Below are 19,873 nucleotides of genomic sequence, written 5' to 3'. Positions count from 1 at the left end.
GCTGATATTGGGATAGTACATACAGCAGCAGTAATGGCTTATGTGGTGCACGCTGATCGCCTTTGCGCCACATAGTCAGATGAGAGATGGCGGTTTGCAGTTCCTGGCTGGTTTTCATCGGTGCATCCTGCGGACAAAGGTAAAGGTTGCGATCATGCTCGCAAAACGAAAGGGATTCAACAGCTTCTAGGCAAGCATCAGCCGTTCAGCTTCCACCTTACTGACTTTCTGACAGGGGCAGCGGGAGTCTTTATTTCAACGCGTGATCGGTTTGACAAGCTGCCATTCGGCCCTCAGCCTGATGGCATGTCTGGCATTGGTCACACCCATCTTTTTCACAATATTGCCGATATGGAATTTTATCGTACGGATCTTCACGTCTAAAATAATGGCAATTTCCTGGTAGGTTTTACCCATGCTGGCCCAATAGAGCACTTCGTTCTCCCGCGTTGTCAGGGGATCTTTTTCTACGCTGGAGTTATCGCGATTATTTCGCGCGGTTTCCCGGTGCCGGGTGGTGATCCTTTCGTGGACGTTAGCCAGCAACATCTGCAAACGGGCCTTGTTTGGGTGTATTTGGTCCTCTATATCGATGGATTTGTTATCATTAATCGTTAGCGTCAGCATCGCCAAATTATGATCTTGGTCATGCAATACAAAGGTATAGCCAGTGGTAATATTATAGTTCTTTGCATGGCTGAATATATCTGAGGGCTTTAGACTTGGATTTATTGGCGTGCTTTCATCCCAGGGAAATGGCGAGACTCTTTGCAGGGCGCAGAGCACCACGGGATCGATGCATTGGTAGTTCCTTTCTTTATAGATATCAATCCATTGGCTTGGGTAGCTGGAGGTTATCACTGTCTCCATAAGGTCTTTCTTGTTAAGTATCATATAGGCGTATTTGAAATCGCCAAATTCCGCTATTTCTTTATCCAGATGGTTTTTAAATGCATTTTTTTCATCGTGGCTAGCAGAAAACAATGTAGACATCAAATTACCTCAGCCTGAAATAATAACGCTACTAACATAACTTGTGGAACAATAGTCTAGCCTAACCGTTATTGAACACCAGATAATATACTGGCTTGCCGGCGATTTTCGACAAAATAGTAAAAAAAAAACCTGACCTCGTTGGGTCAGGTTGCCACATTGGCCAACACCAGGGAAATTTTTACTGCCATTATCTTAAAGCCATTTTCTTGGTTGAGGCAAGCGCTCTATGCTGGATTTTGGCTATCTATCACCATTATCCGGTCTAGGATTAGTATTGCCTTACGTTGATCATTGCAGCGACATGGTATCTGCATTGATATTCTTGCTGCTAACTCTTGGCATTATCTGAGAGGGTTACTCAGAGTTGCGTTGGTCACTTACCACTATTTGATCATTATTTGATCAGTCTTGGGCCTGCTGTTATAACGAAAAACGCTTGTAAGACCTCAATATAACCATATTGAGTCCGCATTATTGCCGTTTACAGCCTGCTATAAGACGCTAATCGAGCTGTTGATATCATTGGGTAGAACAGGTTCGTCATGCAGGACTTCTCTGGATACATTCTGTATCTACAAAAGCAGGTGGGGCTGGCTCGTGCCGAAGGGGAGCTGTGCTATGCAGCCAGCCGTTGATTTTTCCTTGTTCCCGAGTGGAGGAGGCGTCTGGCATCTCTTGTCGGGTGAGATCATTGTGTTGCTCAATAGATTGTTGTCACGGTAATCCGAAGCTTGATCTTCACCGATAGCTAAAAATTGAGGTCTCAGCAGTGGGCTGGAGGCCTTGAAACCGCTCTCAGACGGGTTCTCATGAGATAAAACGGATTTTTTTCAAAGAAAAAGTGATGATAATCACAAATAAACACCCTTAAATCGCTCATTAAATGGTCATTCTGTTGCCATTATGTTGCATTGTCGTGTCTGGTAAACGGGAGAGGGTGAGACTATTCTGGTTCATGAGCTAAGCAACACGTTATAGCGCTCCTTTTATGGAAATGTTCTTGATCATCCTTGCGTATTATTTGCCCGTTAATACCCTTTATCTACTGCTGCGTCAGCATTTTTTAAGATAAAGCTTATTTGTGATGCGTGGATTATTGAAGAATATTCTTAGTCCGTTGCGAGCTTCCTAATTAACGTTTTAAACTAAAATATATACTGTTAATCCTAGGAATCGTCAGAATGAATAATAACAACTTGATAGGTATTATCGATGAATATGGTCATTCGCGATCGTTTTAACCGATTTTGAATAATTGTTTTTAGCCATTAATATTGTTTTGGAAATTAAGAAATAACTTAGTTTCAGTAAATGGTATTCTGCTCATCCAACGGCGTAATGGAGTTGGTAAATGATGAAGAAAGGAAGGGAGTCTTATGCTAAAGATATTAGATTGTGGGTATCCACCACAGAGCGGTGCTCGCTCCAAAAGACCTTTAACCTGGCCAGATACCAATAAGTATTTCCGTGAAGGTATCGTAGGCTACTGTGACTCAGTTAATACTTCCCCAGAGCAGCTAAAAGTCGTATTTATTGACTTTCAATTGGCTAACCTGCGCCTTTTTCTGGAGCAGGACTGGCTAATGTATTCTGCTTGTAATCGCATTGTGCTGGTCACCGATAGTTACCTGTTACCCTTGGCAAATTACTATAAGAGCATGTTTCGGCAGGTTGATTCTGTGATCCAGAGAACGGGGGCATCCAGTGACATTTTTGCTAAAATCGATCATGTTATTGCCGGGGAGCGGGTTTCTTCAACATCGCAAGTCAGGCTGTCTTCGCGTGAGATATGTTTATTACGCACTCTGATCCATGGTGTCACCGTGGGCGATCTCGCCAACAGGTTGCGTCTTAGTCCTAAAACAGTTTATGCCCTGCGCCATAATATTTTGGGCAAAATGGGGTTGACTAAAATGAATGATATCTTCACTCGTGCCTATCACTCTGTTAGATAAACTATAAATACCTATTGTCATAGGGTTATCTAAAGGAAATAAAATATGCGGTGATTTTATATCGCAGGATTTTCATTATTTAATTGCCGTAGGACCTTTTCGAAAATGTTAGTTTTCGAATGCGCCCTTGTGTCGCATTTATTGTGCCACGCCAGTAAATATTGGCGGGAAATTAATTGATATAAATAAAGGAAGAAATTTTATGAAGAAGTTAGCTCTGGCTTTGATTGCAGCTTCAGCGTTGGGAACAATTAATCTGGCTAATGCGGACACTCGTACTGCGAACGCGACAGCGTCTTGGGATGCAAAAGCTATTAAAGATACCAGCAGTATGCTGGTTGTTACCCCGATAAAGTCACTGACCTTTAATTACGCAGAAGGTCTGGAGCGTTTTAACTCTCAAGACGGCGCGTTCGATATCACCATCGCTGGCCAGTCTGGCGCGAGTGATTTCAAACTGACCTCTAAAATCATCTCCAACACCCTGAGCCGCGCAAGCGATGACTCTGCACTGACCGTTGGCGTTAAGTGGAACGGCAAAGCACTGTCTGAAAGCAGCGAGATGGTGATGATCGATACTTCTGCAGGTATCAGCGCAGGTCTGTCTGCACTGGCCGTACCAGGCGCTTATGCTGGTGCTAACCGTACCAGCACTCAGGGCGTGTTCGCCTTTGAGATCGCTAAAGCAACCGTTGCCGGCACTGACACTGCATTCAAAGACCTGACCGACGGTTACTGGGATGGCAACGTAAACGTTGAATTCACAGCGACCTGGGACGGTACTTTCTCCACCCTGTAAGCGATTTTGTAGTCTTAACGTAGTCAGGATCGGGGTGAATAGCCCCGGTCCTTATGGAACGCATGATGAACAGATGGTTTCCTACGCTGATGTGCTCAGCACTATTTTATTGTACTCACGCCGGTGCAATTAACGTTGGCGAGATTACATCAATCATTTCCCCTGGCCAGAGCGTTATCGCCAAGGAGGTGATTAATACTGTGGATGATGCCCGTCTGGTCAGCCTGAGGGTCGAGCGTATTTCCTCCCCGATGGAAGGTGGCAAAGTGATCCCAATGGAGAGCAAGCAGGAAATAATGGCCACGCCATCCAACCTGATTTTGCCAGGCAAAGGTAAAGATGTTTTCCGCGTTTTCTATTCCGGGCCGAAGGACGATAAGGAGCGTTATTACCGTTTAATCTGGAATGATAATCCGGTTACCGAAGAGGGGCTGTCAAAGACCCAAAAAGCCGCTTCGGCAACCACCTCGGCAACCATAAGTACCATTATGGTCGTCACACCACGGAGGGACAAGTTCGATTATCAGTACCGAGATGGTGTTGCGTATAACACCGGTAACAGCTCTTTCCGCGTGGTGGCATTTGGCCCCTGTAAGCAGGCACAAACCAGTGAAGAGAAAACGAAAGGATGCCGTGAGCGTTATTACGTCATGCCAGGACTCGGCGTGCATTTGAAATTTGTTGATATCAATAATCAAAAACTCAGCGTTGGCATTTGGCACAACGAAGATTATATCAACGTGAAATAGCCTCTTTACCCATTGCCTGCATCGTACGTGTTTTCCAGGTGTGGAGTAGGGAAGCTATTTGGGGAAGCAAATGGGTAATAATTTCATCTTAAGGACAAGAACCAAGGCCGTAGCGCTATGTATCGCTGCGGCTCTGATGTCTATGCAGGCTAACGCCAGAAACCTACAGGATGTTCGTTTAGGAAATTATCTTATCCCGGGGGTATTTGGTCAGGCGCTGACCGAAGGTATGACCATTCCTGTACTGCTACGTTACAAAGGCGGCGATCAACAAGAAAAACAAAAGGTAGCGGATGCGCTGGTGGTGCTGGAAAAAGGCCGCCTGATGATAAGAGATATTACGCTGGCGGAAGAGTCTGAAGGGGCAACCTTGGCGGAGACGACCCAGACATTGATCCGCGGTCTGAAAGATCGTTTCTTTGATCAAAATACCCATATTGCCGTTTCGTCCGATGCCGATCTGAACCTGAATATCCGTTCATTTGTACTGACGCTGGACGTGAGTGAAAAAAGCTTGGGGACTTCCATTATCCCAAGAACGAGTTTGCTGGGGATCTCTTCGGTGCCGCATTTCAGTTCGGTGCTGAATTACGATCTCGGTGTTTACCGCTCGCAGTTAAAAAAGGGTGAGAACACCTCGAATAACTATTTGACCCTCGATAATACCTTTGGCTTCGCGGAGCATCATTTCAATGTGAACGGCTCGTTTTACGGTATTGGGGAGTCTCAACAGGATTCTCAGCTTTATCGTGCCATGTATGAACGGGATATGAGCGGGCGCCGTCTGGCATTTGGCTTGGTTGACACCTGGAACCTGCAATCGTTGGGGAGCCTGTCGGCACTTAACTCCAGCAAGGTGTATGGCGTCACCTATGGCAATAAGTCCGCTACCAAGATCCAGAATACCCAATATTCGCTAACGCCAATTACCGTATTCTTACCTAGCGCGGGTGAAGTCCATATTTACCGGCAAGGGCGTCTGTTGAACATCCAGAACTTCCCGATGGGCAGCTTTGAGGTCGATACCAGCCGCCTGCCGTATGGGATTTATGACGTTGATGTCGAAGTGGTGATCGACGGCAAAACCCAGTCGCGTATGCGCCAGACAATCAACAAAGCCTTTTCTGGCAATAATGGCGTGGCGCAAGAACTGAACTGGCAGCTATATGGCGGATATGTTAATTACGACAACCGCAATAACCGCACCAACGACAGCACCACCAACGAAACCTATCTGGCTGGGGCGTCGGCGGCGATGTCGATCCCGGAAATTCTCAAGATCGCCTCGGTCCCGGCGATATTTGGCCTAGCAGTGCAAACCTCGACCTATACCTTCGACAAGAAGGTGGTGAATGAAACCTCGGTTAACCTCAACGTGAACCAGTTCGCGAGCTTGGGCTGGCAGGGGTTGCTGTCACAGGGCGGGCGTTACCGCAATATTTTAAGCGCCAGCCTGATGCTACCGAAAGGCTTCGGCAGCGTGTGGGCCAACCGGGAAAAGAGCCATATCGGTAAGGGGTTGCCGGTCTATGAGTCGGACAGCTATTCCTATGGCGGCACCCTTAGCCTGAGCCGGTTCTTTGAACGTGGTGGTCAGCTTACGCTGAGCCGCACGGTAGATAAGCGCGATCGCAGCACCTCTAACAACCTGGAATACTCCACGGCGCTGTTCTCCGGGCGTTATGGCACGGTCAACCTACGCGCCGGTATCCAGCGTTATCGCTATGATTACCAGTCCAACAGCACCAACCAGCGCTATATCTCGCTGGACTTCTCGTTGCCGCTGGCCGCCTGGTTAAGCACCGGTGTGTCTTCCAACAATGGCAACGTGCGGGCCAATCTGGCCGCCAACAAGAGCTTCGATGACTCGGCGTTTACCTCTGCCGGTTTCAACCTGGCCAAGCTGGTCAAGGATAAGCACAACGGTGACAGCGCTTATTCGGCCTCTGGCTATGCCGCCTTCGATACCAAATACAGTGTGGGCACGTTGTCGCTCTCACGGCCGGACAACAATCGCCTCAATGGCAACCTGACTGCGCGCGGTGCGGTGGCCTACAGCGATAAGAACTTCGCCGCCAGCGGTATTCAGGAGAAGTCCGGGGTGTTGGTAAAAACCGGCTTCATCGACGATGCGGTGCTGTCGGCTCAGATCGATGGCCGCAGCTATCCGCTGAGCGGTGCGAATAACTTTATCCCGTTGCCGCCGTACTCAAGCTACAAGGTTGAACTGATGAACGACAAAAACTCGATGGACAGCTTTGACATCGTCAAGGGGCGCACCCGCAACGTCACGCTGTATCCGGGCAACGTCGCCGTTTATGAGCCGGAAGTGAAACAGTTAGTGACGGTGTTCGGCCGGATGACCATGGAGAATGGCCGGGCGATCGCCAATGCCGCTGTGCGTAACCACATCGGTAAAACCATTACGGATGCGACGGGCGCCTTCCAGATGGACGTTGATAAACGCTACCCGAGCGTGTCATTGACCATGCCAGATCATGGCATTTGCGAGGTCGATCTGGATTTGGCCAAGGCCAAGGGCGTGAAGTGGGTCGGCGATGTGGTGTGCAACGTGCAGACCATTCTGGCACAACGATGAGGAAAGGGTTTGACATGAAACGGCGTAATATTTGCCAGTTGGCTGGGGTGCTGATGTTGGTTTCCTTCTCTAGCCAGGCGGCCAACGTGAGCAACAGTTATTTCTTTATCGAAAATCAGGTGGATGGAGAGTATTTCATCACGCCTCAGAGCACCGATCCCCGTTTCAGCGGTGCCAACGCATTTACCAAATATGCGTCAGGCGATCAACGCAGTTTGGGCTATATGGGCTATACCGGGCTGATCCAGACCAATTCGTTCGCCGATATCTGGCTGGAGGATTCTCCCATCGCTCGGCCATTTATCGGTAACCGCTGTATGAATAATGGTAGTGCTTGCCCCTCGAACGGTTATCTGCCGGGCTATATTGGAGATAATGGTGTTTATCACGTGGCGGTTAACACCAGCAACGGCGAAGCGCGTTATGGGCGTGGTATTTTCTCTGATTCGGCTTATGAGTATTTTAAAAATGTGTCGGTAGGCTTGACTGAGACGTATAAATACCGTTTTTGCTCTACCCGCACGGACTACAACCCTGCCGCAGGGCAAAGCTGCGTCAGCGTTGGCGGCTCGCAGACCAGCCATGAGTTCACCATCACCAAAGCGGGTAATTTGCGGTTGGAATCTACCAACGCACTGCAGGAAATTTTTATCGACAGCAATGGCAATCCGGTGATGGGAACGGGTTCTCAGTTCTGCTCTGTGGGCTACATTGGCTCACTGAGCGGCGCGATCTGTAAGCTGGTGTTTTATCAGATGCAGGGGAGTACCCTTTCGCCGATGCGCATGAACATGAAGCTCAACACTGCTGCGCTTGGGTTTACGCCTGCGGCAAATGCCATTCGCCTGAGTGCCGATGGTGCCAGTGGTTGGGTGAACTACAGCGCCACGACCAACGCGGCGAATTTGATCAAAGCCGGTAACGGCGGTATTTATGTCTTTTTATCGCAGACTTTCCTGAAGAACCTGATCGATCGGGGAGTGGATCTGAGCCACAGCAAGGATTTCTTCACTTTCCTGTTCACCAGTACGGTGGCACCGCAGTCAGGATATTACGAATTTTCGCCTTCGAACACTATCTTGCTGGTTCCGCGCGATTATGGGATTAGCATTATCTCCAAGGACTTGGTACTTAATCCCAAGCGTGAAGGCAAAGTCGGCAGCACAGAACCGCCGATCGTGTTCGACTATATTTTGACTACCTCTGGCCCAAGGCAGGCCGATAGCATTACCGCGCAGGTTTACGGTCCGGCAGGGCAGGTTAATGGGCGCCCGTACTGCGTCTTTTCCTCCACCGACGGTAAGCTTAGGGTGCCGTTCTCGGCCTATCTGGCTTATACCGATAACGTCGGGCAAGTGGTCCGCACGCGTGCCAGCTGTGATGATGTTCCTATCAGCCTGGATGCGGCGCGTTGGGTAAGAACCGCCTGGCCGGTTCCCTCACAAAACGACGGCAGCTTCTATCGCACCGAGTTGTCTCTCAGCTTCCCGATGAATGAGGGCAATTCGATGTGGACCCTGGATGGGCGGGATTGGATGGGGATTGTCAGCGCCACCGGTGAGGTAAGGGTCAGGGCGGTCTGGACCGGCCCTGATATCCATTAGGATTGAAAATGACGATAAGACTAGGGGGGTGGCTAGCGGGGCTGATGCTGGCGTTCCCGGCGCAGGCGGTTTATCTCTCTTCCGGCGTATTTACTCTGGAGAGCGATCGTCCCTTCTTCTCGCGCCAGTTTGTTAACAACACCAAAGAGACCAATCTGTATGTGATCGGCGCCTATCGGATAGCCAAACCGGGGGTTGACGAACAGCCTCAGCCGCTAGAACAGGGCGAACTGCTCTATACCCCACTGCGCAAAATACTGGAGCCGGGGGCGTGGGAATATTTCAAGATCTTCTATCGCGGCCCGGCGGACGAGCGCGAGCGCTATTATCGCATAGTGATCCAAGAGATCCCGGCCAACTTAATGGAGATGCAGGGGGAAGACAAGACACCGCTGGTATCCCCGACCATGGCGCTAGATACCATCATGGTAGTTCGCCCGCGCAAGATGCGTTTCACTTATCACTATGATCCGCAGGCCGGGGTGTTGAAAAACACCGGCAATACCTATTTCCGCGTGATGATCCATCAAGGCTGCGACGGGCAGGATGACACCGCCAAGGTGTTCAATCTGTTGCCGGGGGAAAGCTACAGAGGTGCCGATCTGCGTGGGCAGAATCGCAAGTTTATTGTTGGCTTTAACAAGTACCTACGGCTGGGGGAGCAGTGCTTCGAACAGGGGCAGGGATAGTACCCCCACCCCAGTTCACCACCAAAGCTAAACTTCCTTGCGCCCCAAATAGCGCTCTTTCATCAAAGAAACGCCAATCGCAATATCCAGCACCGGGGAAGGCGGCAGGTAATTTGCCTTACCGAGTTCCTGCATCGCGCCAATCAGCGGATGGTCGATCCCCAGCGCATAGTCCGCCAATAACGTCCCGGCAATGGTTTGCTTGGACACGCCTGCGCCGTTACAACCTCCGGCGGTATAAATACCTTTCTTCAACTCGCCCCAAACCGGCGCGCCATTGCGGGTGACGCTGATGGTGCCAGACCAGGTACTTGTCAGCGGCACATCCCTCAGCTGCGGGTAAATCTTGTTGAAAATCTGCTGATGTAACAGGGTTGCCTGATAGGTCTGCGCAGCGGTGATCCGACCATTCAAGGCTGGCGTCACATGTTGGCGGATCAGGAAACGGTGATCCTGGGTATAGCGCACCGTTGCCCCGGCGATTGCGTTGACCGGCGTTAGCCCCCAACTGCTCATGGTTGGCAGCTTTTGGCGTTGCTCTGCGGTTAATGGCGCGGTGATACTGGCGAAGGTGGCCATTGCCGCCTGCTGACTGGTGACCGGGGCCAGCTCTCTGGAGAGGGCGTTGGTGGCTAACATCACGTTGGCCGTTCTAATCGTGCCAAAGGAGGTGACTACGTGTTTCACGCTACCGTGGCGGATCGCCATCACCGGGGTATGGTTATACATCGTTACGTTGTCCGGCAGATTATTTGCCAGGCCAACGATCAGGCTGGCAGGATTAACCAGGATCGAGCTTGGGGTATAGATGCCCTTATTATAAAAACGCGTGCCCAATTTTCTATACAGCGCTTCCTTATCCATTATTTGATAAGGCTCGTTCATGGCATCGAGATTATCGGTGTACTCTTTGAGCACCCGCTGATTAGCGGCATCAACCTGGCAGTGATATTTCCCGGCATTCTCCCATTCACATTCGATCCCCTGTTGCTCAATTTGCTGGGTTAATTGATTGATCCCTTCTTGTAATAAAGATCGATACGACTGGGCTTTTTTCAACTCCGCCGTCGAGCTGCCAATATTATGAGGTAAGCCGATAATAAACCCTGAATTTCTGGCCGAAGAACTTTCCGCCGCACAGGCCGCATCAACGATGATGATTTTCAGTTTGGGATCGTGGTTAGCCAGCCTTCTGGCGAAGGAAATCCCGGCGAAACCGCAGCCTACCACTACCCAGTCGGCCTCGGTATCGCCGATCAGCGTTGGGTAAACGGTGGGGCGCAGATCGGGTTTTAACCAACCATTTTGGTTTTGATTTAACGGTACCGATGCATATTTCAAACTCAAGGTCCTTTTCAAAATGTTTGCCACTCAAGGTCACTAAATAGGGTTATAAAACATTTCGCTAGCCTGAACCAGCAGATTCAGCCGTTGGTCATTTACTCCCTTTTATTGACGGTAAGTTATTTATAAGCAACCGTTAAGCATTGAGGCGCCTCATTGGATTGCCGCAGTTTGCCAATTGGCCGGAGAGTACAATCTGGGCGAGCCTCTATGGCAGAAATTAAGGTCACTCAGCAGATTTATTTCTGATTTTTTCCTTTATTCCCCAGCCATAGCTGTTTAGTATCGGAATTGGTGAGAATGACCCATTTTCTGAGGTTTTGTTCTGAAAATCGGCTATCCCTTCCCAAAATAGCAGAGTTGTTAACTACATTATCATTGTAACTTAGTGGATTTAACTATCCTAAACGGATTTCTAAAAAATATAAGAACGGAAATATTCTATGTCACAGATGTTAGCGCTTTTGATTGTAATGGTGATTTTATACCTGGGAGATGCGGTATCCGTGCGTACTAAAGCCTGGATCCCTTCTGTATTTGTCTGTGCGGTGTTGTTCCTGTTCGGCTACTGGACGTTTTTCCCGAAGGATATCGTCAGCCTGGCCGGTATCACACCGGCGGTAGCGGTGATGCTGATGTATCTGCTGATCACCAACATGGGGACGCTGCTCTCGGTGCCTGAGCTGATGCGGCAATGGAAAACCATTGTGATCTCGCTATCGGGGATCGCTGGCATTATCGCCGCCGTGTTTGCGGCCTGTATGCTGATGTTTGATATGAATACTGCCATCGTGACCATTCCACCATTGGTTGGCGGCATCGTTTCGGCGTTGATCATGTCGAAGGGGGCAGCCAGTGCGGGCCTGGTCGATCTCTCGGTATTCGCTATCCTGATCTACGTAATGCAAGGGTTTGCCGGTTATCCGTTAACTGCCATCATGCTGCAACGGGAAGGTAAACGCGTGCTGCAAAAATATCGCAATGGCGAATGGCACGAGTCTGCCACGCAATTGCCAGCCGATAAAATGCCAACCACGGTCAGCGCGGAAGAAAAAATGCCGCGTATGTTTGGCCTGATCCCGGCCCATTACAATACCAGCTACTTCAAGTTTCTGCGCCTGGCGCTGGTAGGCTATCTGGCTTATCTGGTATCAGACCTGCTGGCCCCGGTGGTCACCATCAGTCCGTTCGTGCTGTGTTTGCTGTTTGGCGTAGTGGCCGCCACGATCGGCTTCCTGGAAAAACAGCCGCTGCAGAAGGCCAACGGCTTCGGATTTGCGGTGATGGGGCTGATGCTGTTTATCTTTGACACCCTGAACAGAGCAACCCCGGAAATGCTGCTGCGGCTGGTATTCCCGATGCTGGTGCTGATCGCCGTGGCGGTGGTGGGCATGTTTATCGTCTCGTGGATTGTGGGTAAATTCCTTGGCGTCAGCATGGAGATGGCCTTCGCGATCTCCCTGACGGCGATGTATGGCTTCCCGGCGGATTACATCATCACTAACGAAGCGATAACAGCGCTGACCAAAGACGAAAAAGAGCGTGAGATCCTGACGCACCATATGTTGGCACCGATGCTGGTCGGCGGATTTATTTCCGTGACGATGGTTTCCGTGGTGCTGGCGGGCGTTATGGTCGGTTACATCACCCCAATCGCAGGATAAGTCATGAGCTATGCAAATCAGCTGCGTATTCAGCAGCACCTGGAACAACTGGCCGAGTTCACCGCTACGCCGGGCGAAGGCACGACGCGTATGAGTTACAGCCCACAAGGCCAACAGGCGCGGGCTTATATCAAGGCGCAGATGGAGGCGGCGGGCCTCAGCGTACGTGAGGATGCCATCGGCAATATCTTCGGCAAGAGTCAGGCGCAGGACCCGGCATTACCGAGCGTGATGATCGGCTCCCACTTTGACTCGGTGCCTAACGGTGGTGCTTTCGATGGCCCTGCCGGAGTGGTGATGGGGTTGGAAGTGGCCAAGCTGTTCCAGGAGCATCGATTATTGCCGCGTTACCCGCTAGAAGTGGTGGCGCTGGTGGAAGAGGAAGGGGCCAGCTTTGGTCGTGGCCTGCTGGCTTCCTGTGCGATTGCAGGTAAGGTGGATGCTGCAGAGTTGCACCGTCTACGCGATAGCCAGGGGCAATCGGCGGCACAGTGCATGGCCCTGGTGGGGTTTGATGCCGATCGGGTAGCCAGCGTGGTGCGGGAAACGCAAACCCTCAAGGCGTTTATCGAGCTGCATATTGAGCAAGGGCCGGTGCTGGAACAGGAAGGGTTAGACGTTGGCCTGGTAGACGTGATCGTCGGTATCACTCAGTTGGTTGTCACCATCACCGGTAAGGCCGGGCATGCAGGCACCACGCCGATGGATCGCCGCCACGATGCGCTGGTGGCCGCCAGCCAGGTGATCGCCCGCGTTGGCGATTTTGCCCGTGAGGCCGGTGATGAAACGGTCGCCACTACGGGGAAAATACAGGTGTTCCCTAACGGCGCGAACGTGATACCGAGCAAGGTGATTTTCACCGTCGACATCCGTTCCAAGCGCTTGGATAAGCTGCAACAGGTGGTCGAGCAGACCAAAGCCTGTATCCAGCAGCAGGCCGGGGCGGGGATTGCCTGCCAGATTGAACAACCGTTGCTGGTAGAGCCAACGCGTCTGCACAGCGGTATCCACAGCCAGCTACAAAAACACAGCGAAGCGCTGGGTCTGAGCCACCGGACCATGGTCAGCGGAGCCGGGCATGATGCAATGATTTTTGCCGGGATCACCGACGTGGGGCTGGTGTTCGTGCCCAGCAAGGACGGCCTGAGCCATCACCCCGATGAGTGGACCGACTATGAGCAAATTCAGAAAGGTATCGACGTTATTTTTCAGACAGTAAAAGAGATCACAGAGGCCAGCAGTTATGACTAATCAAGCTATCGCGCAATCCATAAAAGCCCACGTGGAGGCGATGATTGCGTTCCGTCGCGATCTGCATGCTCACCCTGAACTGCCTTGGGAGGAGGTGCGCACCACTCAGAAGGTGGCGCAAGCGCTGGAGGAGATCGGTATTCCTTATCGCCTGACGACGCCAACGGGCGTGATTGCCGAGATTACGGGTGGGCAGCCAGGCAAGACTGTGGCCTTACGCGCCGATATGGATGCGTTGCCGGTGCAGGAACTCAACGACTCATTAAGTTATAAATCGCAGACCGACGGCAAGATGCACGCCTGTGGCCACGATGCCCACACCGCCATGCTGCTGACGGCGGCGAAAGCCCTGTATGAAAACCGTGAGAGCCTGCGTGGCAACGTGCGGTTGATTTTCCAACCTGCCGAAGAGATTGCTCAAGGCGCGCGTGAAATGGTGAAGCAGGGTGCAATCGAGGGCGTGGATAACGCGTTTGGCATGCATATCTGGACCACCAGCCCATCGGGCAAGGTGTCTTGTAATGTCGGCTCCACTTTTGCTTCTGCGGATTTGCTGAAGGTGAAGTTCAAAGGGCGCGGCGGCCACGGCTCAATGCCAGAGGCCTGTGTGGATGCTGCGGTTGTCGCTTCTGCCTTCGTGATGAACGTGCAGGCGATCGTTTCCCGTGAAACCTCTCCGCTAGAGTCAGCGGTAGTGACCATTGGCAAAATGGAAGTCGGCACCCGGTTTAACGTGATTGCTGAAAATGCGGTGCTGGACGGCACGGTGCGCTGCTTTAACGTCGAGGCACGTGAGCGTATCAAGGCGGCGATTGAGCGTTACGCCGAGCATACCGCGGCTATTTATGGCGCGACCGCACAGGTGGAATACACCTACGGCACTTTGCCGGTGATCAACGAGGAGCGCAGCGCGTTGCTGGCACAATCGGTGGTGCGTTCGGCCTTCGGCGACGAGGTGCTGTTTGCCGAAAAACCGACGACCGGCGGTGAGGACTTCAGCTTCTTTATTGAAAATATCCCTGGCTGCTTTGCCCTGTTGGGCTGCGGCAACCCGGAGAAAGGCACCGATTGGGCGCACCATCACGGCTGCTTCAATATCGATGAAGACGTGATGTCGACCGGCGCGGAGCTGTATGCGCAGTATGCCTGGAGTTACTTGCAGCAGGATGCGTTTTAAGCCCCTTCGCTTTATTGGGCAACATTGAGTGCGGTGATTGCCCCTCACCGCACTTATCAATCCTCCGGTCCGCTCATCTCGCCGATAAAGTCCATTCTGTCACTGAGCCAGGTGTTCACTATCGCATCTGCGGCTTTGGCCGCATCGCTGGCAGAGAAATGCTTCTCGGTTTGCAACCAGCCCATGGTCGCCAGACGTGCTGGTTCAATGGCGACAAGCAACTGCTCGCGTTGTTCTTTCGGCCAAACTTTATCGTCAGACCAACTGCGGATTAGCTGTGCAGGATCGTCCGTGGCTGGCGTGCGCTGGCTTGGCTTAAGGAAATCCTCGGGGGAGACGGTGGCGCGCAGGCGGAACATGGCCCAATCGGCATAGCTGGCAAAGCGGATGGTACCGGAATTCTCACTGGCCTTGCCAATCATCGGTTCTATTGATTTGGTCAGTTGCTGCCAGGCTGGTCGTTCAAACAGATCGCCCTGCGGTGAACAAATGGGGGCCTGTGAATCACGAGACGATCCATATAATGCCCCAAAGGCTTCATAAGCCGCTGCGCCCTGCTGTTTGAAGATGAAACAATGCACATAGGGGCGGCCATCGGCATTTTCATACCCGGCTCGTTCAATGGTCATGCGCAATAGCGTTAAAACCGCAACATCATGGCCGGTTTTGGGATCGTTTTCGATATCACGTAACACTGATTGGGAGAATGTATCGTCGTTCATCGCCTTGATCACGCTTTGATGCCTGGTTTCTACTTCGGCATCCGTGACCTTGCTGGTGGGGGCAAACTGATGCAGGTAAATCAGCCAGGCGGAGGCCAGCGGGCCGCGATACTGCTGCAACTGCTGTGCCGCTGCAGCCGGGTCTGCCGGAATGCTGGCAATGATGTTATCTAGTGCCGAGGCGGCCTGCTTGGCGGTGTTCTGCAACTGGGCGGCGCGTTGGCTAAATAAATCGCTCAGGCAACTTTCCTGACCGTTGCAGGTATCCCGCTGCTTCAACCAGCTACGCTGCTCGGTGCGTAATGCGTCGGCCTGATCACTTGGCAGGCTTGCCATTGCTAACCGGTAATTTTCGGTCAGTTGGTTATCTAGGCTGCTCAGGTCTGGGCTATTGCAGATGCTATGCTCGATATCGCTGGTGGCTTTCTCACAATCGAAAGAAGCGGCTTGCACCGCCGTATTGGCCCCGAACGCCAGGCTCAGGCAGAGCAACAAGCGCGATAAAGGATGGCCGGCGAATGTTGTATCACGGAGAGAGTTAGCGCGTTGAAGCCTGGCGATCATGCTGAGTTCCTTTTGGTTGGGTCTTTAACTTTGCTCCATATTACTTTATTGCATCTATACAATATATTAGGTGTGCTTTTATTATGTTTATGCAATAACTCCATGGTAAGAAAGACAGCGTTGGCAGTTCTAACACCCAACATCGTCCCCTCAACTTTCAACCCAGCGCAGCAAACCCAGAGCGGATTTCATCTTCCGGCAAATCGATGCCGATAAACACCATCGTGCTTTTGCACTCTTCTTCCGGCAACCATTCACGGTCCCAGTCGGCGTTATACAGACGCTGCACGCCCTGGAACAGCAGGCGGCGCGGTTCGTCCTTAATCGACAAAATCCCTTTGTAGCGCAGCAGGTTATCGGCGAACTTCAATAATAAGCCTTCCATCACTTCGGAAATTTGCATCAGCTCCAGCGGTTGGTCGTGGTACACCACGATCGACTGGATGTTGTTCTGCGCTTGCGGAATGCGGCGGAAAAGCGGGGTAGGCGCTGCCACGTTGAGCTTGTCGTTAAGCACAAAGCCTTCGATATCAAATAGCACGCCGAGATCGATATCACCGTGTGTCACCTTATATACCGGTGCGCGGGCGTTCATCAGTTGCAAACGCTGGATCAGCGCTTCGTTATCCGTTGCCACATCGGTCTTGGTCAGCAGGATACGATCGGCATAACCCACCTGGGCCTGCGAGATAGTGAACTGGTTCAACTGCTGATCGGCATGTACCGCATCCACCAGCGTGATAATCCCGTCCAGCAGGAAGCGTTGGCCGATGACTTCGTGCGAGAAGAAGGTCTGAGTGATCGGGCCGGGATCGGCCATGCCGGTGCATTCAATAATCAGCCGGTCAAACTCCAGTTGCCCCTGATCGACGCCGTCCAACAGATCCAGCAGCGCGTCTGCCAGTTCGTTGGATTTGCTGCAACAGATACAACCGTTGCTGAGGGTAGTGATGCGGCTGGCGCGGTCGCCAATCAGCGCGTTATCGATCGGCACCTCACCGAATTCGTTCTCGATGACGGCAATCTTGTAACCGTGGTTTTCATTCAGAATGTGGCGCAGCAGGGTGGTTTTGCCCGCGCCCAAAAAGCCCGTCAGGATGGTGACTGCAATGGGTTTCATGCCTGGTCCTTGTACTTACTTAACTAGCAACAGCGCATACCGCCTTTGCCATCGCCACCGTAGCGGGCATCCTGGCGTTCGCGGAAAAATTCTTTATAGGTCATCACCGGCTTGTCCGGATGGTTGTCTTTCATATGCTGGACGTAGGTATCGTAGTCAGGCACGCCCACTAACATGCGTGCAGCCTGCCCGAGATATTTACCCGCCTGGCCGAGGTTTCCGAACATGGGTTCACTCCAAAGAAAAATACCCTACATAACGTATTATCATTATGCAGGGTATCCATCAAATCACCATCAGTGGTGCGACGAAACTTTGACGCCACCCTCAGGAACCGGCACGTATGGTGTCTCCTGATCGGTGCGTTTCGGGTTTTTGTGCGCCGCCATGGCGGTTTTAATACCGAAGAAGATGATGCTGTACACCACCAGCAGGAACAGGATGCTCAAACCGGCGTTGGTGTAGTTGTTCACCACGATATGGTTCATGTTGGCAACCTGCTGTACGGTCAGTTCAGCACCGCCCTCGGTGATTTTGTTTCTGTACAGGCTAGCCTGGTAGAAGAAGCCTTCCAGCTGCGGATTGTCGCTGAACAGCTTGAGGCAAATCGCGTAGGTGGTACAGATCAGCAGCCAAACGGCTGGGATCACGGTCACCCAGATGTACTTGGTGCGCTTCATCTTAATCAATACTACGGTGCTCAGTACCAGTGCTACGGCAGCCAACATCTGGTTGGAGATGCCGAACAGCGGCCACAGGCTCTTGACGCCGCCCAATGGATCGACCACGCCTTGATACAGCAGGTAACCCCAAAGCCCAACGCAGCCGGCAGTACCGGCAATACCGGCCACCAGTGAATCGGTTTTCTTCAGGAATGGCACGAAGTTACCCAGCAAATCTTGCAGCATAAAGCGACCGGAACGGGTACCTGCATCCAGAGCGGTCAGGATGAACAGCGCTTCGAACAGAATACCGAAGTGATACCAGAAGCCCATGTTCGCGCCAGGGATGACCTGATGGAACACGTGAGCGATACCGACTGCCAGAGTTGGCGCGCCACCGGCACGGTTCAGTACCGAAGGTTCGCCGATGTCTTTGGCGGTTTGCAGGATCTGCTCTGGGGTAATCACAAAGCCCCAGGAACTGACGGTTGCGGCAGCATGCGCGGAGACATCACGCAGAGAGGCCATGATCATCGGTGCATCTTCGGTGCCCAGACGGTGCAGGTCTGGCATGGTAATGCCCAGTGCCGCTGGTGGGGTGTTCATGGCGAAGTACAGGCCAGGCTCGATGATAGAAGCCGCGACCAGTGCCATGATGGCAACGAAGGATTCCATCAGCATGGCGCCATAACCGATAAAGCGGGAGTCCATTTCGTTGGCCAGCAGTTTCGGTGTGGTACCTGAAGCGATCAGCGCGTGGAAGCCGGAAACGGCACCACAGGCAATGGTAATAAACAGGAACGGGAACAGGGTGCCTTTCCAGACCGGGCCGGTGCCGTCAATGAACTGCGTTACCGCAGGCATTTTCAGCTCAGGGTTGAGGATCACGATACCGATCGCCAGCCCGACGATCACGCCGATTTTCAGGAAGGTGGCCAGATAGTCACGCGGAGCCAGGATCAGCCATACCGGCAGCAGGGCAGAAACGAAGGCATAACCAATCAGCGTATAGGTGATGGTGGTGTCTTTAAAGGTCAGCGCCGGGCCCCAGTATGGGTCGTGGGCAATCACGCCGCCGAACCAGATGGAGGCGATCAACAGCACGATACCGATGACCGATACTTCACCCACCTTGCCAGGGCGCAGGAAGCGCATGTATACGCCCATAAACAGCGCAATTGGCACGGTAGAACAGACGGTGAACACGCCCCATGGGCTTTCGGCCAAGGCTTTCACTACGATCAGCGCCAGCACCGCGAGGATGATAATCATGATCAGGAAGCAGCCAAACAGCGCGATAGTGCCAGGGATTGGGCCCATTTCCTTTTTGATGATCTCGCCCAACGAGGCACCGTTACGGCGTGAGGAGATAAACAGCACCATAAAGTCCTGTACCGCCCCCGCCAGCACCACGCCGCCTAGCAGCCACAGCGTACCGGGCAGATAGCCGACCTGTGCTGCCAGCACTGGGCCAACCAACGGACCCGCACCGGCGATTGCTGCAAAGTGGTGGCCGAACAGCACGTTTTTATTGGTGGGGACGTAGTTCAGGCCGTCGTTGTTTACCACCGCCGGTGTAGCGCGGGTGGCGTCCAACTGCATCACCTTGGTGGCGATGTAGAGGCTGTAGTAGCGATAAGCCACCAGGTAGACCGCTACCGAAGCAACGATGATCCACAGTGCACTAATACTTTCGCCACGGCGCAATGCGATGACACCCAGGCAGGAAGCCCCGAGTATCCCCAGCAGCATCCATGGGAGGTGTTTTAAAATCCCCTCGCGTTTCATGAGGTATCCTTATCCTATCTGCAAAAATTGAGTGATAAATCCGATTCTTAGATGTCGGACATTTAGCTGTAGCGTCTTCCCCTGGTTAGGGTCAGGTTTAGGAACAGCTCATCATTGCCAGGCTGGATAGGGAAAGACATCTGAATTTCAGCCAGCGGTTTTATACGCTGGCGAACGGTTGGAATGGCGG

Annotated in this window: 15 protein-coding genes and 1 pseudogene; 9 read left to right on the top strand and 7 right to left on the bottom strand. The window is 52.1% G+C overall.

Annotated elements, in window-relative coordinates; translation table 11 throughout:
- Positions 1-118 (bottom strand): annotated as a pseudogene (locus ACKWMY_RS08130) (restriction endonuclease); the annotation flags it as partial.
- Positions 119-255: 137 nt separating this feature from the next.
- Positions 256-993: a LuxR family transcriptional regulator gene (locus ACKWMY_RS08125; protein ID WP_409486147.1), complete on the bottom strand. Its 738-nt coding sequence runs from the start codon at positions 991-993 to the stop codon at positions 256-258.
- Positions 994-2,372: 1,379 nt separating this feature from the next.
- Here ACKWMY_RS08125 and ACKWMY_RS08120 point away from each other — a divergent pair.
- The 6 genes from ACKWMY_RS08120 (at position 2,373) to ACKWMY_RS08095 (ending at position 9,391) form a co-directional block, all read left to right on the top strand.
- Positions 2,373-2,951 (top strand): LuxR C-terminal-related transcriptional regulator, encoded by a 579-nt coding sequence (locus ACKWMY_RS08120; RefSeq protein ID WP_196062181.1) that lies wholly within the window; start codon positions 2,373-2,375, stop codon positions 2,949-2,951.
- Positions 2,952-3,153: 202 nt separating this feature from the next.
- Entirely contained in the window at positions 3,154-3,750 is a 597-nt protein-coding gene (locus ACKWMY_RS08115) for a common pilus major fimbrillin subunit EcpA (RefSeq protein ID WP_024530872.1), read from the top strand.
- Positions 3,751-3,815: 65 nt separating this feature from the next.
- Positions 3,816-4,499, top strand: a complete 684-nt coding sequence (locus ACKWMY_RS08110) for a hypothetical protein (RefSeq protein WP_409486148.1) — start codon at positions 3,816-3,818, stop codon at positions 4,497-4,499.
- A gap of 70 nt (positions 4,500-4,569) precedes the next feature.
- Positions 4,570-7,098, top strand: a complete 2,529-nt coding sequence (locus ACKWMY_RS08105; protein ID WP_065683681.1) for a CS1-pili formation C-terminal domain-containing protein — start codon at positions 4,570-4,572, stop codon at positions 7,096-7,098.
- Positions 7,099-7,112: 14 nt separating this feature from the next.
- Entirely contained in the window at positions 7,113-8,702 is a 1,590-nt protein-coding gene (locus tag ACKWMY_RS08100; RefSeq protein ID WP_409486146.1) for a fimbrial protein, read from the top strand.
- A gap of 8 nt (positions 8,703-8,710) precedes the next feature.
- Complete coding sequence (locus ACKWMY_RS08095; RefSeq protein ID WP_029711913.1) at positions 8,711-9,391, top strand: hypothetical protein; 681 nt, start codon at positions 8,711-8,713, stop codon at positions 9,389-9,391.
- A gap of 27 nt (positions 9,392-9,418) precedes the next feature.
- On the opposite strand, the gene ACKWMY_RS08090 is transcribed toward ACKWMY_RS08095, so the two are convergent.
- On the bottom strand, positions 9,419-10,732 hold the full coding sequence (locus ACKWMY_RS08090) for an FAD-binding oxidoreductase (RefSeq protein ID WP_211134685.1): 1,314 nt from the start codon (positions 10,730-10,732) through the stop codon (positions 9,419-9,421).
- Between the two features lie 446 nt (positions 10,733-11,178).
- Between ACKWMY_RS08090 and ACKWMY_RS08085 the strand changes: the two genes are divergently transcribed.
- Genes ACKWMY_RS08085 through ACKWMY_RS08075 form a run of 3 tightly spaced genes read left to right on the top strand, consistent with a single transcriptional unit; the run spans position 11,179 to position 14,827 of the window.
- Positions 11,179-12,399: a hypothetical protein gene (locus tag ACKWMY_RS08085; protein WP_074028415.1), complete on the top strand. Its 1,221-nt coding sequence runs from the start codon at positions 11,179-11,181 to the stop codon at positions 12,397-12,399.
- A 3-nt stretch (positions 12,400-12,402) separates the two neighbouring features.
- Entirely contained in the window at positions 12,403-13,650 is a 1,248-nt protein-coding gene (locus ACKWMY_RS08080) for a Zn-dependent hydrolase (protein WP_409486145.1), read from the top strand.
- On the top strand, positions 13,643-14,827 hold the full coding sequence (locus tag ACKWMY_RS08075; protein WP_409486144.1) for a M20 family metallopeptidase: 1,185 nt from the start codon (positions 13,643-13,645) through the stop codon (positions 14,825-14,827). Before ACKWMY_RS08080 ends, ACKWMY_RS08075 begins: the two co-directional genes overlap by 8 nt.
- 56 nt (positions 14,828-14,883) lie before the next feature.
- Here ACKWMY_RS08075 and ACKWMY_RS08070 read toward each other — a convergent pair whose 3' ends face one another.
- The 4 genes from ACKWMY_RS08070 to ACKWMY_RS08055 form a co-directional block, all read right to left on the bottom strand.
- Positions 14,884-16,113 (bottom strand): lysozyme inhibitor LprI family protein, encoded by a 1,230-nt coding sequence (locus tag ACKWMY_RS08070; protein ID WP_409486143.1) that lies wholly within the window; start codon positions 16,111-16,113, stop codon positions 14,884-14,886.
- Between the two features lie 157 nt (positions 16,114-16,270).
- Entirely contained in the window at positions 16,271-17,233 is a 963-nt protein-coding gene (yjiA, locus tag ACKWMY_RS08065; RefSeq protein ID WP_409486142.1) for a GTPase, read from the bottom strand.
- A gap of 23 nt (positions 17,234-17,256) precedes the next feature.
- Positions 17,257-17,460, bottom strand: coding sequence for a YbdD/YjiX family protein (locus tag ACKWMY_RS08060; RefSeq protein WP_021179159.1), 204 nt, complete (start codon positions 17,458-17,460; stop codon positions 17,257-17,259).
- A gap of 69 nt (positions 17,461-17,529) precedes the next feature.
- On the bottom strand, positions 17,530-19,683 hold the full coding sequence (locus ACKWMY_RS08055; RefSeq protein ID WP_024531182.1) for a carbon starvation CstA family protein: 2,154 nt from the start codon (positions 19,681-19,683) through the stop codon (positions 17,530-17,532).
- Between the last annotated feature and the right edge of the window lie 190 nt (positions 19,684-19,873).

It is taken from the genome of Serratia sp. J2 (assembly GCF_046269175.1).
In the GTDB taxonomy this organism is placed as follows: Bacteria; Pseudomonadota; Gammaproteobacteria; order Enterobacterales; family Enterobacteriaceae; genus Chania; species Chania fonticola_C.
This window is presented reverse-complemented; position numbering and strand designations above follow the sequence as displayed.

Excerpts from the sequence above, each read along its gene's own strand:
- ACKWMY_RS08120 (WP_196062181.1), top strand. The coding sequence starts at position 2,373 with ATGCTAAAGATATTAGATTGTGGGTATCCACCACAGAGCGGTGCTCGC.
- ACKWMY_RS08110 (WP_409486148.1), top strand. The coding sequence starts at position 3,816 with ATGAACAGATGGTTTCCTACGCTGATGTGCTCAGCACTATTTTATTGT.
- ACKWMY_RS08055 (WP_024531182.1), bottom strand. The coding sequence starts at position 19,683 with ATGAAACGCGAGGGGATTTTAAAACACCTCCCATGGATGCTGCTGGGG.
- ACKWMY_RS08075 (WP_409486144.1), top strand. The coding sequence starts at position 13,643 with ATGACTAATCAAGCTATCGCGCAATCCATAAAAGCCCACGTGGAGGCG.
- ACKWMY_RS08080 (WP_409486145.1), top strand. The coding sequence starts at position 12,403 with ATGAGCTATGCAAATCAGCTGCGTATTCAGCAGCACCTGGAACAACTG.
- ACKWMY_RS08070 (WP_409486143.1), bottom strand. The coding sequence starts at position 16,113 with ATGATCGCCAGGCTTCAACGCGCTAACTCTCTCCGTGATACAACATTC.
- ACKWMY_RS08060 (WP_021179159.1), bottom strand. The coding sequence starts at position 17,460 with ATGTTCGGAAACCTCGGCCAGGCGGGTAAATATCTCGGGCAGGCTGCA.
- ACKWMY_RS08115 (WP_024530872.1), top strand. The coding sequence starts at position 3,154 with ATGAAGAAGTTAGCTCTGGCTTTGATTGCAGCTTCAGCGTTGGGAACA.
- ACKWMY_RS08105 (WP_065683681.1), top strand. The coding sequence starts at position 4,570 with ATGGGTAATAATTTCATCTTAAGGACAAGAACCAAGGCCGTAGCGCTA.
- ACKWMY_RS08100 (WP_409486146.1), top strand. The coding sequence starts at position 7,113 with ATGAAACGGCGTAATATTTGCCAGTTGGCTGGGGTGCTGATGTTGGTT.
- yjiA (WP_409486142.1), bottom strand. The coding sequence starts at position 17,233 with ATGAAACCCATTGCAGTCACCATCCTGACGGGCTTTTTGGGCGCGGGC.
- ACKWMY_RS08085 (WP_074028415.1), top strand. The coding sequence starts at position 11,179 with ATGTCACAGATGTTAGCGCTTTTGATTGTAATGGTGATTTTATACCTG.
- ACKWMY_RS08125 (WP_409486147.1), bottom strand. The coding sequence starts at position 993 with ATGTCTACATTGTTTTCTGCTAGCCACGATGAAAAAAATGCATTTAAA.
- ACKWMY_RS08095 (WP_029711913.1), top strand. The coding sequence starts at position 8,711 with ATGACGATAAGACTAGGGGGGTGGCTAGCGGGGCTGATGCTGGCGTTC.